At 70.8% G+C, this 13,423-nt stretch carries 13 protein-coding genes; 7 read left to right on the top strand and 6 right to left on the bottom strand.

Annotation, left to right across the window (positions count from 1 at the left end; translation table 11 throughout):
• Positions 1-7 precede the first annotated feature (7 nt).
• Together AAME72_RS04840 and AAME72_RS04835 are read left to right on the top strand one after the other, a co-directional pair.
• Complete coding sequence (locus AAME72_RS04840; protein WP_348789107.1) at positions 8-1,162, top strand: histidine kinase; 1,155 nt, start codon at positions 8-10, stop codon at positions 1,160-1,162.
• Positions 1,159-1,767: a response regulator transcription factor gene (locus AAME72_RS04835; protein WP_348789106.1), complete on the top strand. Its 609-nt coding sequence runs from the start codon at positions 1,159-1,161 to the stop codon at positions 1,765-1,767. The genes AAME72_RS04840 and AAME72_RS04835 overlap by 4 nt, the downstream gene beginning before the upstream one ends.
• Before the next feature lie 37 nt (positions 1,768-1,804).
• Here AAME72_RS04835 and AAME72_RS04830 read toward each other — a convergent pair whose 3' ends face one another.
• A complete protein-coding gene (locus AAME72_RS04830) occupies positions 1,805-2,038 on the bottom strand; it encodes a DUF3073 domain-containing protein (RefSeq protein WP_348789105.1) in 234 nt (77 codons plus the stop codon).
• 138 nt (positions 2,039-2,176) lie between these two features.
• Between AAME72_RS04830 and AAME72_RS04825 the strand changes: the two genes are divergently transcribed.
• Positions 2,177-3,250 carry an NAD(P)-binding domain-containing protein gene (locus AAME72_RS04825; RefSeq protein ID WP_348789104.1) on the top strand — a complete coding sequence of 358 codons (1,074 nt, stop codon included), beginning with the start codon at positions 2,177-2,179 and terminating at the stop codon, positions 3,248-3,250.
• A 160-nt stretch (positions 3,251-3,410) separates the two neighbouring features.
• On the opposite strand, the gene AAME72_RS04820 is transcribed toward AAME72_RS04825, so the two are convergent.
• The 5 genes from AAME72_RS04820 to AAME72_RS04800 are packed head-to-tail and all read right to left on the bottom strand — an operon-like array spanning position 3,411 to position 9,596.
• Positions 3,411-5,408: a glycogen debranching N-terminal domain-containing protein gene (locus AAME72_RS04820; RefSeq protein WP_348789103.1), complete on the bottom strand. Its 1,998-nt coding sequence runs from the start codon at positions 5,406-5,408 to the stop codon at positions 3,411-3,413.
• Positions 5,405-6,256, bottom strand: coding sequence for a peptidase E (locus tag AAME72_RS04815; protein ID WP_348789102.1), 852 nt, complete (start codon positions 6,254-6,256; stop codon positions 5,405-5,407). Before AAME72_RS04815 ends, AAME72_RS04820 begins: the two co-directional genes overlap by 4 nt.
• Positions 6,253-7,170 carry a carbohydrate ABC transporter permease gene (locus AAME72_RS04810; protein ID WP_348789101.1) on the bottom strand — a complete coding sequence of 306 codons (918 nt, stop codon included), beginning with the start codon at positions 7,168-7,170 and terminating at the stop codon, positions 6,253-6,255. Before AAME72_RS04810 ends, AAME72_RS04815 begins: the two co-directional genes overlap by 4 nt.
• Positions 7,167-8,327 carry a sugar ABC transporter permease gene (locus AAME72_RS04805; protein WP_348789100.1) on the bottom strand — a complete coding sequence of 387 codons (1,161 nt, stop codon included), beginning with the start codon at positions 8,325-8,327 and terminating at the stop codon, positions 7,167-7,169. Before AAME72_RS04805 ends, AAME72_RS04810 begins: the two co-directional genes overlap by 4 nt.
• Before the next feature lie 15 nt (positions 8,328-8,342).
• A complete protein-coding gene (locus tag AAME72_RS04800) occupies positions 8,343-9,596 on the bottom strand; it encodes an extracellular solute-binding protein (RefSeq protein WP_348789099.1) in 1,254 nt (417 codons plus the stop codon).
• A gap of 365 nt (positions 9,597-9,961) precedes the next feature.
• On the opposite strand from AAME72_RS04800, the gene AAME72_RS04795 reads away from it, so the two are divergent.
• The 4 genes from AAME72_RS04795 (at position 9,962) to AAME72_RS04780 (ending at position 13,409) form a co-directional block, all read left to right on the top strand.
• Entirely contained in the window at positions 9,962-11,011 is a 1,050-nt protein-coding gene (locus tag AAME72_RS04795; protein WP_348789098.1) for a LacI family DNA-binding transcriptional regulator, read from the top strand.
• Between the two features lie 134 nt (positions 11,012-11,145).
• Positions 11,146-11,781: an antibiotic biosynthesis monooxygenase gene (locus AAME72_RS04790; RefSeq protein WP_348789097.1), complete on the top strand. Its 636-nt coding sequence runs from the start codon at positions 11,146-11,148 to the stop codon at positions 11,779-11,781.
• A gap of 168 nt (positions 11,782-11,949) precedes the next feature.
• Positions 11,950-12,783: a DUF4097 family beta strand repeat-containing protein gene (locus AAME72_RS04785; protein ID WP_348789096.1), complete on the top strand. Its 834-nt coding sequence runs from the start codon at positions 11,950-11,952 to the stop codon at positions 12,781-12,783.
• A complete protein-coding gene (locus AAME72_RS04780) occupies positions 12,780-13,409 on the top strand; it encodes a PadR family transcriptional regulator (RefSeq protein WP_348789095.1) in 630 nt (209 codons plus the stop codon). The genes AAME72_RS04785 and AAME72_RS04780 overlap by 4 nt, the downstream gene beginning before the upstream one ends.
• The last annotated feature ends 14 nt before the right edge of the window (positions 13,410-13,423 follow it).

The following is a 13,423-nucleotide window of genomic DNA, read 5'->3' as shown; positions in this document are numbered from 1 at the left end:
TAGGGACGTGTTCACGAGCGACGTCGACGCGCGGAGGCCGGCCGGTCTCTGGGCCCGGCTGGCCCACCCGGCCGCCTACCGCTGGTACCCGGGCGCGGCGATCGGGCTCCTCTACCAGATCTCGGTGCTCGGCGGCCTGTGGGCCTCCGACGGGACGCTCGGGATCAAGATCCTCGCGACCGTGCTGCTCGCCGTCGTCTACGCGGCCTTCCTCGCCCTCCCGCCGGTGCTCTGGTGGGAGGGCGAGCGCCTGCGGATCGCGGGCGTCGCCGCGTACTTCGTGCTGACGCTCGTGCTGGTGCCGTTCATCGGGATCGCCGCCTGCTGGACGTGGGTGTACGTCGCCTGCGTCGCCGGGATGGTCATCGCCCGGTTCGCGGTGGCGACGGGGATCATCCTCGGCCTCGGCGCGCTGCAGCTCATCGTCTTCGTCGTCGCAGGCACGTTCGAGGACGACTGGTACATCGCCCTCATCACGGTCTCGATCGGCATCATGATGAGCGCGTTCGCGCGGCAGATCGACGCGCTCCGCCGCCTGCGCAACGCCCAGGGCGAGATCGCCCGGCTCGCGGTGGTGGAGGAGCGGGCGCGGTTCTCCCGCGACATGCACGACGTGCTCGGGCACTCGCTCACGGTCGTCACCGTGAAGTCGGAGCTGGCGCGCCGGCTCATCCCCGTGGATCCCGCCCGGGCGGAGGAGGAGCTCGCCGACATCGAGCGGCTCACCCGCTCGGCGCTGGCCGACCTGCGCGCGGCCGTCGCCGGCTACCGCGAGATGAGCCTGTCCACGGAGCTCGCCGCCGCGCAGGCGGGACTGGCCGCCGCGGACATCCAGGCGCACCTGCCGCGGAACGGCGAGGAGGTGGCGCCCGACCTGCGGGAGCTGTTCGGCTGGGTGCTGCGCGAGGGCGTCACGAACGTGATCCGCCACTCCCGGTCCCGCAACTGCTGGGTGACCGTCGGGCCGGACAGTCTGGAGATCGAGGACGACGGCCGCGGCCCGGTCGCCGTCGGTGAGGCTCCCGTGGGAGCTGCGGGCGTCGAGCGGCACGGCAGCGGGATCGCCGGGCTCAGCGCCAGGGCGCAGGCGTCCGGCGCCACCGTCAGCGTCACCGCGGGCCCCCGCGGCGGGACGCTGCTGACCGTGAGGAGGGCCGTGTGACCATCCGGCTGCTGCTGGCCGACGACCAGGCGCTCGTGCGCGGCGCCCTGGCGGCGCTGCTCGACCTGGAGCACGACCTGGAGGTGGTCGCCCAGGTCGGCCGCGGAGACGAGGTGCTCGATGCGGCGCGCGCGGCCTCCGTCGACGTCGCGCTCCTGGACGTGGAGATGCCCGGGCTCGACGGCATCCAGGTCGCGTCCCGGCTCGCCGCCGAGCTGCCGTCCTGCCGGTCGCTGATCGTGACGACGTTCGGCCGTCCCGGCTACCTGCGCCGGGCGATGGAGGCGGGAGCATCCGGCTTCATCGTCAAGGACACTCCCTCCGGCCAGCTCGCGGATGCGGTGCGGCGCGTCGCCTCCGGCCTGCGGGTGGTCGACCCGGCGCTCGCCGCGGAGTCGCTCGCCTCCGGAGCCTCGCCGCTGACGGCACGGGAGGCCGAGGTGCTCGCGGTCGCCGGCGGCGGCGGCACGATCACGGACATCGCGCGCCGGCTGCACCTGAGCGACGGCACGGTGCGCAACCACCTGTCGAGCGCGATCGGCAAGACGGGCGCGCGGAACCGCTCGGAGGCGGTGGCGATCGCCACGCGTCAGGGCTGGCTCTGAGCCTGCCCATATGCCGCGGGCGGCATCCGGCCTCAGGTCAGGCGCGGCGCTTCGGCGTCTCGGGCTCGGTGCCTTCGAGGTCGTCGTCGGCGTCGTAACCGCCGTAGTCGCCCTCGGGCTCGTAATCGGACCACGCGGCGTACGGGTCGCCTTCGTGGTGGGAGTGTCCGGTGAGCTCACGCTCGAGCGCGTCGTAGTTGACGTCGGGGCTGAACGACTTCAACTGTCGAGCGATCTTGGTGTGCTTTGCCTTCTGACGGCCGCGCCCCATGCGTGACCCCCTTTTGGTCCCGTCCCGGGGATGGCTACCGGGAATCGAACAGAAACGATGAAAACTAGCATCGAGTTTAGCATGCAGGCCCTCGTGAGCCTGGAGTTCGCCCACAGCGAGAAATGATGGAATGAGCGCGTGACCGCAGCAGTGAACGACACCCAGGTGGTGATCGTCGGGGCCGGCCAGGCGGGCCTCGCCGTCGCCTACTACCTGCGTCGCTTCGAGCTCACTCCCGGCACCGACTTCGTGGTCTACGACAGGGGTCCGGGAACGGGAGGAGCCTGGCAGCACAGGTGGGACGCGCTCCGTCTCGGCAGCGCCCACCACGTGACGGATCTGCCAGGGATGGCGGAGCTCGGTCTCAGCTTCGAGACCGCCGACCGCCTGCTCCCTGCGAAGGATATCGTGGCCGGCTACTACCGCCGCTACGAGGAGCACTACGGGCTGGACGTGCGGCGGCCCGTGAACGTGCACAGGATCTTCGACCGCGGCGCCGACCTCGTCGTCGCACACAACGAGGGGGAGACGCGCACCCGCGTCGTGGTGAACGCGTCAGGGACCTGGGGTGCGCCGTTCATCCCGTGGTACCCCGGGATGGACGGATTCCGCGGCAGGCACGTACACACCTCCACCTACGTGTCGGCGGAGGAATTCGCCGGCCAGGACGTGGTGGTGGTCGGCGGGGGCACCAGCGCCATCGGCTTCCTGCTGGAGCTGGAGGGCGTCGCGTCCTCGCTCACCTGGGCGACGCGCCGGCCCGTCGACTTCCGGGACGAGTCCGAGCTGACGATCGAGGGCGGCGTCGCTGCGGTGGCCCAGCAGGACGCGGCGGCCAGGGCGGGGGCGGCGCTGCCGAGCATCGTCTCCGGCACCGGGGTCCCGCGCACGCGGCGGATCGCGGCGGGCATCGACCGCGGTCTCCTGGTGGAGCGCCCGATGTTCTCGCGGGTGGAGCCGGACGGCGTCCGCTGGGACGACGGTTCGTTCACGCGGGCGGACGCGATCATCTGGGCGACCGGCTTCCGGCCGGAGCTGCGCCACCTGTCGCCGCTGAAGCTGCGCGAGAAGGCGGGCGGTCTGACCGTCGCCTCCGGCGCCTCCTGGCAGGACTCCCGCATCTTCCTCGCCGGCTACGGACCGCAGGCCAGCACCATCGGCGCGAACCGCGCCGGGCGCGTCATCGCGCGCCAGGTCGTCGCCCAGCTCTAGCCCCGCGCCGCGCACGCCCCGCAGGCCCGGTACGCCCGGCGGCCGGGCACGCTCCGCGGGCCCAGCGCGCCCGGTACGCGAAGACGCCCCCACCCGGTGTGGATGGGGGCGTCTCCTGCCCCTCGATGGGGCGAGGGCAGGCGGGCGAGGGCGGCGCGGGTCAGCCAACCTCGATGTCGCGGGCCTCGCCGGCGAACCGCACCCCGCTGACGCGGATGCGGCCGGCGCCGTCGCTCGGGTTCACCTCGAGGGTGCCCTGCTGCGCGTCGGCGCGCAGACCGAGTCGCGCGGCGAGCACGGCGACCGCGGCGGCCGCTGACCAGGCCTGCGGACGGCACGCGGCCGGGTAGGGGACCGGCGTCGCCGTGTCGGCGGCGCTGTCGCCGGAGTGCAGTTCGGGCATCCGGTAGCCGAAGCCCTCCGCCGCCGCGAGCAGCCCGTCGGCCAGGACGTCGGCCTCCGCGGTGTGGCCGTCCTTCGCGAGTCCCGCGACCGCGATCGCGGTGTCGTGGGCCCAGACCGAGCCGCCGTGGTAGCTCAGCGGCCAGAAGCCGCCGGCGTCGGTGGACATGGTGCGCAGGCCGTAGCCGGAGGAGAGCTCGGGCGAAGCGAGACGGCGGGCGATCAGGGCGGACTGCTCCGGGGTGAGGATGCCCGTGCCGAGCAGGTGGCCGATGTTGCTGGTCACCGTGTCCACCTTGCGCTTGGCCGCATCCAGTGCGACCGCAGGGTATGCGCCGGCGGGGTCGTCGATCCAGAACGCCTCGGCGAACCGTGCCTTGAGCGCTCCGGCCCAGGCGCGCCACTCGTCGGCGCCCTGGCGCCCGAACGCGGCGAGCAGCTCCGCGCCGCCGACGGCGGCCTCGTACGCGTAGCCCTGCACCTCGCACAGCGCGATCGGGCCGTCCGCCAGGGTGCCGTCCCCCCACTGGATGGAGTCGCCCGAGTCCTTCCAGCCCTGGTTGGCGAGGCCGTGACCGGTCGTGTCGACGTACTCCAGGAAGCCGTCCCCGTCGCTGTCGCCGTAGTCGCGCATCCAGGCGAGAGCCGCCTCGAGGTGGGGCAGGAGCGCCTCGACCTCGGCCGTGGGCATGCCCCACTTCCACGCGTCATGGAGCAGCATCACCCACAGCGCCGTCGCGTCGACCGTGCCGTAGTACAGCGGGGGCAGCACGACGCCCTCGCCGGGGATCGTGAGCGCGGCCGGGCGCAACTCGTGCATGATCTTCCCCGGCTGTTCCGCGGTCTCGTCCACGGACCGGGTGCCCTGGAAGTGCGCGAGGATGCGCAGGGTCGATGCGGCGATCTCGGTGCCGAGCGGCAGCAGCATCCGCGCGGCCCAGATCGAATCCCGCCCGAAGAGGGTGAAGAACCACGGCGCGCCGGCCGCGAGGAACACCTCGTCGGGCTGCGCGGCGGTGGACATCCGCAACGCCTGCAGGTCGCCGATTGCCTTCTCCAGCCAGCCTGCGAGCCGGGAGTCGCCGGTGGATGCGGCGAACGCCGACCACTCCGCCGACGGCGACGCACCGCTGACGACAGCACTGGGATCGTCGACGGTCACGCTCCAGGCGACCTCCACGGAACCGTGCGCGGGAACCTCGACGGCCCAGCGCAGCACGCTCTGCACACCGTCCACCGCGATCTCGGCTCCCTCGGCCGTCAGCCGGGCGCTGACCGGACCGGAGGAGAGGACGAGACCGCCCTCCTTCTGCGCGACCGCGACCGGGTGCTCGGCTCCGGTGAGCCCGGCCTTGATGACCTGCATCGGGCTGAAGTCCGCGCGCAGCTCCACCGAGACGCTCGTGCGCACCGGGGCGGACAGCGCGTTGCGGACGATCACCGACTCCCGCAGTTCGCCGGCTCTGACGCGGCGCGTGCGCTCGACGCGCACCCGCGGGTCGGCCGTGGCGTCGTCGATCTGCCGCGCGAGCGAGGTGAACACCGCGGTCGCGGCGTCGGGGCCGGCGGACTGGATGTGCTCGGGCACGGCGTCGCCGACGCGCAGGACGATGCGGTCGAGCACGCGCAGATCGGAGTGGTAGAACCCGTGGATCCCGCGGCCGTCCACAGTCCCGTCGACGGCGGACCAGGCCTGGCTGGGCGCGGTCAGGACGACGGTGCTGTCGTGGAGCAGGGGTTGGAGCGGCTGGGTCATCGGGGCGTTCGCGCCTCCTCGATCGTGGATGGTGTGGTGGATGGTGTGGATGCGGCGGGGGAGTCGGACACCGGGCGGCCGAGCACGCGCGGGACGATGCGGGTCTCCTCGGTGCCGTTCGTCGCGGTGCCGTTCGCCTCGGTGCCGTTCGCCCCGGTGCCGCCGTCGGTGCGCCGGACGCGCCAGGCCGAGACGCCGGGGCGCTCGGCGACGACGTCGACCAGTTCCGTGCCGAAGTAGACGAGCCCGACGCCCTCGTCGAGGGCGTATCCGTCGGGCAGCACCCCCGCGGCGACCGCGCGCTGGTGCGCGGGGCGCCGGTTCGGATCGGAGTCGTAGTGGACGGCGAGCGAGCCGGGGACCAGCCCGAGTCCGTCGGCGAGCGGGGAGATGTCCGGTCCGAACGACGCGGTGGTCCCGCCCTCGTGCCAGCAGACCGCGCCCGCCGAACCGCCCGCGAGCACGACACCGGCCCGCCAGGCCTCGGCGAGCAGCTGGTCGAGACCGTGCAGCCTCCAGAGCGCGAGCAGGTTGGCGAGGCTGCCACCGCTGACCCAGATCACGTCCTGAGCGAGCAGGTGCGCACGCATGTCCGGCAGGTTCGGGTGCGGGAACAGCCGCAGGTGCGTCGCATCGACGCCGGCCGCGCGTGCCGCCTCCAGCTCGGCGCCCTCGATGTGGCGCTGGTCGCCGCCCGCGGTGTTGATGTGGGTGACGCGGGGCGGCCGTCCCTGCACGCGGGCGAGCTCGATGGCGTGCTCCAGCAGCGGACCGTACGCGGAGTCGGTCCACGCGCCTCCGGTGAGTCCGCCGCAGGTGGCGACGATTGTCGGCTGTCCCGCGGTCACTCCTTCACCGCGCCCTCGCTGGAGTTCATGATGCGGCGCTGGAAGATGAAGAACAGCACCGCGACGGGGATGGTCATGATCGCAGCGGCGGCCAGTTTGAGCGGGTACTGGCTGCCCTGGCTGAGCTGTCCGCTCGCGAGACCGGCGACGCCCTTGGTCAGCGTCGTCAGCGACGGGTCCTGCGTCGACACGATGAAGTGCGCCAGCTCGTTCCACGATCCCTGGAAGGACAGGATGATGATCGTGATGAGCGCGGGGCGCGCCATCGGCAGCACGATCGACCAGAACACCCGGAAGGTTCCTGCGCCGTCGATGCGTGCCTGCTCCTCGACGCTCGCCGGGATGGATTCGAAGAAGCCCTTCATGATGAACACGCCGGCAGCATCGGTGAGCAGCGGCAGGATCATGCCTGCGTACGAGTCGTACATCCCGAGCTGGTTGATCACCAGGAACTTGGGGATGAGCAGCACCACCATCGGCACGGACATGACGGCGACCAGCGCGGCGAAGACGACGCTGCGTCCGCGGAAGTGCAGCCGGGCGAGGGCGTAGCCCGCGAGCGAGTCGAAGAACACGCGGCCGATGGTGACGAACACGGTCACGATGGCGGAGTTCATGAACCAGATCGGGAAGTCGGAGTTCACGAACAGCTTCGTGTACGCCGCCGCCGTCCACACCTGCGGGATCAAGGAGACCGGGTTTGCCGTCGCGTCAGCATCCGTCTTGAACGACGTGGCGAGCTGGATGAGGAACGGCATGATGTAGACGATCGCGAGCACGACGAGGATCGCGTACGTGATCGAGGTGGCCGCGATCGTGCTCGTCGAGCGCCGCCGCGGTGGCAGCGGACGGGGTGCGGTCGTCGGCGACGCCGCCGGCGCCCCGGGGGTCACGGCGGACGTGGTGGCGGTCATCGCCGTCCTCCCTTCGTGGCCGAACCGGCCGATTCCATCAGTGCCGTCGATGCGCTGGGCGCGGTGGAGGCCGTGGAGGCGACGAGCGCCGTCTGGTACGGGCGCATCCTGCGCTTGGAGACCTTCCGCTCGCGCAGCACCCAGCGCTGGAAGATCGTAAAGAGCACGATGATGACGAAGAGGATGAACGCGATCGCCGCGCCCTGGCCCCACGACTGGTTGACGAACGAGGTCTGGTAAGAGAGGTACGCCGGTGTGAGGGTGGTCTTGCCCGGAGCGCCCCTGCTGCCGGTGTAAATCTGGTCGAAGACCTGCCAGCAGCCGATGAGGCCGAGGGTGAGCACCGTGAAGAGAGTGGGACGCAGCTGCGGGAGCGTGATGCGCCAGAACCGCTGCCAGCCGTTGGCGCCGTCCATCATCGCCGCCTCGGTGATATCGCCGCCGAGGTTCTGCAGCGCCGCGATGAACAGCAGCATGAACGTGCCGCTCGTCGTGAAGATCGCCATGATGATGTACGCCGACATCGCGACGGACGGGCCGCCCAGCCAGTCCCACCAGGAGACGCCGAGCAGCGTGTTCTGCGTCAGCGCGGATGGCCCAGTGGTGATGCCGAAGGCGCCGAGCAGGTTGTGGATGATGCCGTCGGGATCGTTGAACCAGTTCGGCCCGTTGATGCCGAACCAGGCCAGCACCTTGTTGACGGCGCCGCTGGTGCTGAACAGGAAGAGCCAGAGCACCGTGATCGCCACGGAGCTGGTCACCGACGGGAAGTAGAACGCGGTGCGGAAGAAGCCGCGGCCGCGGAGGATCGCCCGGTTGACGAGCACCGCGAGCAGGAGGGAGACCGCGGTCTGGATGGGGACCACCAGCACGACGTACCAGGCGTTGTTCTTCAGCGACATGCCGAAGTCCTGCTCGGCGAGTCCGCCGCCGCCGAGAAGAGATGAGTAGTTCTTGAGCCCGACGAAGTTCACGTCGGAGCCGAAGGGGCTGCCCCGGCCTCCCCAGTCGGAGAAGCTGACCCAGAGCGCCATCAGCACGGGGACGACGAGGAAGACGCCGAGCAGCAGGATGACCGGGGCGGTGAACAACCACCCCGAGGCGGCCTCGCCGCGCCGGATTCCGGAACGGCGAGACCGACTCGTGGCTTGCGACATTGTGTGATCCGATCCCTACTTCAGAAGAGCTTCGAGGTTCTTCTGGGTGGCGTCGAGGATGGCCTTCGGGTCACCGGTCTTCAGGGACTCGAGCTTGCTGTTCAGGTCGGTGACGACGTCGGCCGAACCCTTCGCGGTCGGAACGCCCTTGGCGTAGTCGGCAGCGGCGAGGAACGGGACGAGGTCCGGGTTGGCCGACTTCCAGTCGTCGGCCGCGGACTTGATGGACGGCATCGGGCCGAACGCCTTCGAGAAGGCGAGCTGCGAGTCCTTGCTGGTCAGCTGCTCGACGAGCTTGAGCGCGGCGGCCTGGTTGGGGCTGTCCGCGGCGATGCCCCAGCAGTTGGTGAACTGCAGGGTGCCCTGGCCGGCGGGGCCGGCGGGGAGCTCGGCGACCGTGTACTTGATGTTCGGGAAGTCCGACTTCAGGGCGCCCGTGATCCAGTTGCCCTCGATGGTCATCGCCGCGAGGCCCTTGCCGAACGCCTCGCCGCCCCAGCCGGCGCCGAGGTCCTTGGCGTACTTCAGCTCGCCGCCGTTCAGCATCTTCTTGACGAAGTCGAGCGCCTGGACGTTGGCGTCGCTGTTCGCCGTCGCCTTGGTGCTGTCCTCGTTCATGAGGTTGCCGCCGGCCTGGACCATGAAGGAGCCGACGCGGGCGTACTCACCGGAGATGCCGAGGCCGACGTGGCCACCGGTGGTGAGCTTCTTCGAGACGGCCTCGAGCTGGTCCCACGTCTTCGGGACGTCGGAGTCGGTCAGGCCGGCGGCCTTCCACATGTCCGTGTTGATGATCAGCTGCAGCGTCGAGAAGTCCTTCGGCGCGCAGTAGAACTGGCCGTCGTAGGTGAAGGACTTCACCAGGCTCGGGTAGAAGTCGCTCTTGTTGCTCAGCTTGTCGCCGTACGCGAGCAGCGAGCCGTTGGATGCGTAGCCCGCGAGCGCGTCCGTCGACAGGTAGAAGACGTCCGCCGGCTTCTTCGCCGCGAAGCCCTGCGAGAGCTGCTGGTTGAGGTCGCTGGCCGCGACGACGCTGGCCTTCGTGCCTGAGTCCTTCGACCAGCCGGCGACCGCCGACTTCACCGCGGCGGTCTCGGCGTCGCCCGACGAACCGATCATGACCGTGAGGGCCTTGTCGGACGAGGTCAGCTTGCCGGTGTCGTCGCCGCTGCTTCCCCCGCTGAAGCCGGAGCCGCAGGCCGTGAGTGCGAGCGCGGCCGCTGCGGCGACGGCGCCGCCCGCGAGCCAGCGGGATGTGGTTTTGCGCATGTGTTTCTCTCCTTGGTGTGAGTGTGCCCGAACGGTACGAGCGCACGCGTGATGGGTCGGCGAAGTCGTGGAGAATGCCGCTGGCATGCGGACCTGTGGAGGACCGTACGCCGCTCGGGGAGCGTCGCCCGGACGCCAGGGCTCGCCGAGGGAGGGGACGCTCCGCGTCGTAGCGCGCATCCGACCTCCTCTGGTCCGGTACCTTTCGAGCCCCCGACTTCTTTGATCGATCAAATCCACAAGTGCTACGGTGGGTTTGAACGATCAAATCGGGATGCCATCACCATAACCACGGCGTTTCGAGGGTGTCAAGCTCGCTGGCGGTAGGGTCGAGGCGCGCGGCACCGCGCGGGAGAGGAGCAGGCATGGGGGCGCAACCGACGGTCAGCGATGTCGCCGGCGTCGCCGGCGTCTCGCGGCAGACGGTGTCGAACGTCCTCAACTCCCCCGAGGTGGTCAGGCCGGAGACGCGCGAACGCGTCGAGGCGGCCATCCTCTCGCTCGGCTACCGACCGCACGCCTCGGCCCGGCGGCTGCGCACCCAGAAGAGCTCGACCATCGGCATCCGGCTTGACCCGCTGACCAGAGACGGCATCTCCGGGAGCGTGCTCGACCGCTTTCTGCACGCGCTGACGGAGCAGGCGGATGCGCTGGGCCTGCGGGTCCTGCTGTTCACGGCCCGTGACCCCGAGGATGAGATCGAGCAGTTCCGGCGGCTCTCGGATGCGGCCGACGTCGACGCCTTCGTGCTCACCTCCACCTTCCACGGCGACCCCCGCACCGAGTGGCTGATCGCGCACGGTCAGTCGTTCGTGACCTTCGGTCGCCCGTGGGGCATCGACGACATGACCGATCCCGAGCATCTCTGGGTCGACGTGGATGGGAGGTCGGGCCTGCGCGCCGCGACAGAGCACCTGCTCGACGCCGGCCATCGGAGGATCGGCTTCCTGGGCTGGCCCGCCGGCTCGGGGACGGGCGACGACCGCCGGGCCGGCTGGCTGGAGGCGATGCGCGCGGCGGCCGCGGTGGCCGACGAGGATCTCGGCGGACTGGAGGAGGCGGCGGAGGACGGCGTCACCCCCGGCGCGGACGCGATGCGTCGTCTGGACGCCCGGCTCGGGGGAGAAGTGGATGCGGTGGTGTGCGTCTCCGACTCGCTCGCGCTCGGTGCACTGACGGCGACGGGCGGCCGCATCCCCGTCATCGGCTACGACGACACCCCCGTCGCGTCCTCGCTCGGGATCTCCAGCGTGGCGCAGCCGCTCGACGAGGTGGCCGCGGGCGTTCTCGAGCTCCTGACGGGCGAGCACGGCGGACGGGTACGGCCCGGCTCCGACGTCGCGGACGCGCGGCACCGACTCGTCGTGCCGCGCCTTGTCGTGCGCGACGGCGCCACCCTCATCCCGCCGCGCTGATACCGCCCGGCTGTCCTGGCCGACTGTGCCCGTTCGGTGCGTTGCGCCGGTGCTCGAGCAGGGTCATGTGTACCGAACGGGGTCGCTCGGGCCCGCGAAACGTGCGCGAAACGCGAGGCGGCGACAATGGGGGCATGACTCCACAAGAGCCGATCGCGGACGCGCCATCCCTGCGTTCCGCCTCCCGCACGGCATCCACAGAAAGCGCGGCCCGGACCGCAGCCACCACCCCGCTCCCCGTCACAGTCTCGATCACGCGCCGCGTCGACCGCGAGCGCCTGCCCGAGGTCACCCACTGGGTGCAGGCGGGCGTCAACCTCGCGAACACGTATCCCGGCTTCCTCGGATCGGGATGGGTGCGCGCCCACGCCGACTCGGACGAGTGGCACATGCTGTACCGCTTCGCGGACGCGGCCACCCTCGACGCCTGGGAGGCCTCGGACGACCGCGCCGGCTGGCTCTACGACGGGCGCGAACTGGTGGAGGTCTCCCGCGTCGCCCGGCGCACCGGCATCGAGGGCTGGTTCGACGAGCCGCAGCCCGGCGTGCCGGCCGCGCCGCCGCGCTGGAAGCAGGCGGTCACCATCTGGCTCGGGTTCTTCCCGCTGTCCCTGGCCTTCACCTGCCTGACCGGCTGGCTCGTCCCGGGCTGGCACCAGCTCTGGCCGCTCGCCACCGTTCTCATCACCACGCTCTGCCTGACGCCGACCATGACGTACCTCCTGCTCCCCTTCGTGACGCGGATGCTGCAGCCCTGGCTGCGCCGGTAGCCCGGCTGCAGTCCCGCGCCGGCCGGGCGCCGACCCGGGGCGGGTCGGGGGAGACCCTGACCCGACCCTGAGAATCCCTCGGAGCTCTTGCGCCCTCACAAGACGCGATATATCGTGAATCCCGTCAATCGCGATATATCGTGAATCAACAACGTGAGGAGCCAGGACATGGCACAGGAGAAGTGGCTGATCCAGCCCGGAGAGAGCCGGACGATCGACCTCGAGGTCGTTCGCTCGCTCAAGGTCGGGCTGCTCGGCGGACAGGTGGACATCATCGGGCACGACGAGCCCGGTGCTCGCGTCGAGATCCACTCGGTGAGCGGACGCGACCTGAAGGTCACGATCGACGGCGACCGTCTGGAGATCGACCACCCGCAGCTGCGCTGGGACAACTTCATCGAGGTCTTCCGGTCCATGAAGTCCAGCGCCCGCGCCGACATCAGCCTGCTGGTGCCACGGGATGTCGCGCTCAAGTTCGGGGTGGTCTCCGCCGGCGCGCTGATCTCCGGCCTCAGCACGGACGCGCGTCTCAGCACCGTTTCGGGCGACGTCGTCGTCGACGGCGTGACCGGCGACCTCGAGCTGAACTCCGTGGGCGGTGAGCTGTCGGTACGCGATCACCGCGGCCGTATCAACGCGCACACCGTGTCCGGTGACGTGACGGCAGCGGGCGACATCCCGCGCTTCAGTGTCGATGGCGTCTCGGCGGACGTGCTGCTGGATGTCACCGGCACGCCGGACGAGATCCAGATCAACACGGTCTCGGGCGACACCACGATTCGCATCACCGAGGCGATCGGCGCGCGTTACCGCGTCAACACGGTCTCCGGAAAGATGCAGCTGGACGGCGTCATCGTGATCGGCTCGCCCGGCCGCGCCTACGCGGACACCACGGGCACCCTCGACGGGTCGTGGGTCGACATCAGCGTCAACTCCGTCTCGGGCAACGTCGCCGTGCTGCGCAGTGCGGCGGCCACGAGCTCCACGGAGGCGTCCGCGTGAGTCCCGTCTTCGCCCATGGCAACCTCCGGCTGTACCTGCTCAGCCTGCTCGCCGACCGCCCCATGCATGGGTACGAGCTGATTCAGGCGCTCAGCGACCGCTTCGGCGGCACATACACGCCGAGCGCCGGCACGATCTACCCGCGGCTCGCGAAGCTGGAGGAGGAGGGCCTCGTCGTGAAGACGGTGGACGGCAGGAAGACCGTCTACACGATCACCGAGGCCGGCCGGGCCGAGCTCGCGGCACGAGGGCATGAGCTCGATGCGATCGAGGACGAGGTCACCGACTCCGTCCGCCGGCTCGCGGACGAGGTGCGCGCCGGCGTCGACGACGCCATGCGCACCCTGCGCGCCGAGCTCGCCTCGGCGGCACGGGAGGCGAAACGGAACGCCACCCGCGTCGACCCCCGCCAGGAGGTGAGGGACGCCGCACGGGATGCGCGCGCCGCCGCGAACGCCGCCGCGCGCGAGGCCGAGGTCGCGATCAACGACTTCCGTCAGCAGCTGCGCACCGACCTGCGGCACCGCGCGGCACGCGGGGTGCTTCCGGCCGACATCGTCCCCACGATCAAGGACGAGCTGACGCGCGTGCGGCGCGTGATCACCGAGGCGCTGGACCGGCGCTGAGGCGCTGGACCGGC

The sequence above is a fragment of the Leifsonia sp. NPDC080035 genome (genome assembly GCF_040050925.1).
Classification (GTDB): domain Bacteria; phylum Actinomycetota; class Actinomycetes; order Actinomycetales; family Microbacteriaceae; genus Leifsonia.
The sequence above is the reverse complement of the archived record's forward strand: the minus strand, read 5'-3'. Positions and strand labels throughout refer to the sequence as shown.

Excerpts from the sequence above, each read along its gene's own strand:
- AAME72_RS04805 (WP_348789100.1), bottom strand. The coding sequence starts at position 8,327 with ATGTCGCAAGCCACGAGTCGGTCTCGCCGTTCCGGAATCCGGCGCGGC.
- AAME72_RS04790 (WP_348789097.1), top strand. The coding sequence starts at position 11,146 with ATGACTCCACAAGAGCCGATCGCGGACGCGCCATCCCTGCGTTCCGCC.
- AAME72_RS04810 (WP_348789101.1), bottom strand. The coding sequence starts at position 7,170 with ATGACCGCCACCACGTCCGCCGTGACCCCCGGGGCGCCGGCGGCGTCG.
- AAME72_RS04795 (WP_348789098.1), top strand. The coding sequence starts at position 9,962 with ATGGGGGCGCAACCGACGGTCAGCGATGTCGCCGGCGTCGCCGGCGTC.
- AAME72_RS04785 (WP_348789096.1), top strand. The coding sequence starts at position 11,950 with ATGGCACAGGAGAAGTGGCTGATCCAGCCCGGAGAGAGCCGGACGATC.
- AAME72_RS04800 (WP_348789099.1), bottom strand. The coding sequence starts at position 9,596 with ATGCGCAAAACCACATCCCGCTGGCTCGCGGGCGGCGCCGTCGCCGCA.
- AAME72_RS04820 (WP_348789103.1), bottom strand. The coding sequence starts at position 5,408 with ATGACCCAGCCGCTCCAACCCCTGCTCCACGACAGCACCGTCGTCCTG.
- AAME72_RS04830 (WP_348789105.1), bottom strand. The coding sequence starts at position 2,038 with ATGGGGCGCGGCCGTCAGAAGGCAAAGCACACCAAGATCGCTCGACAG.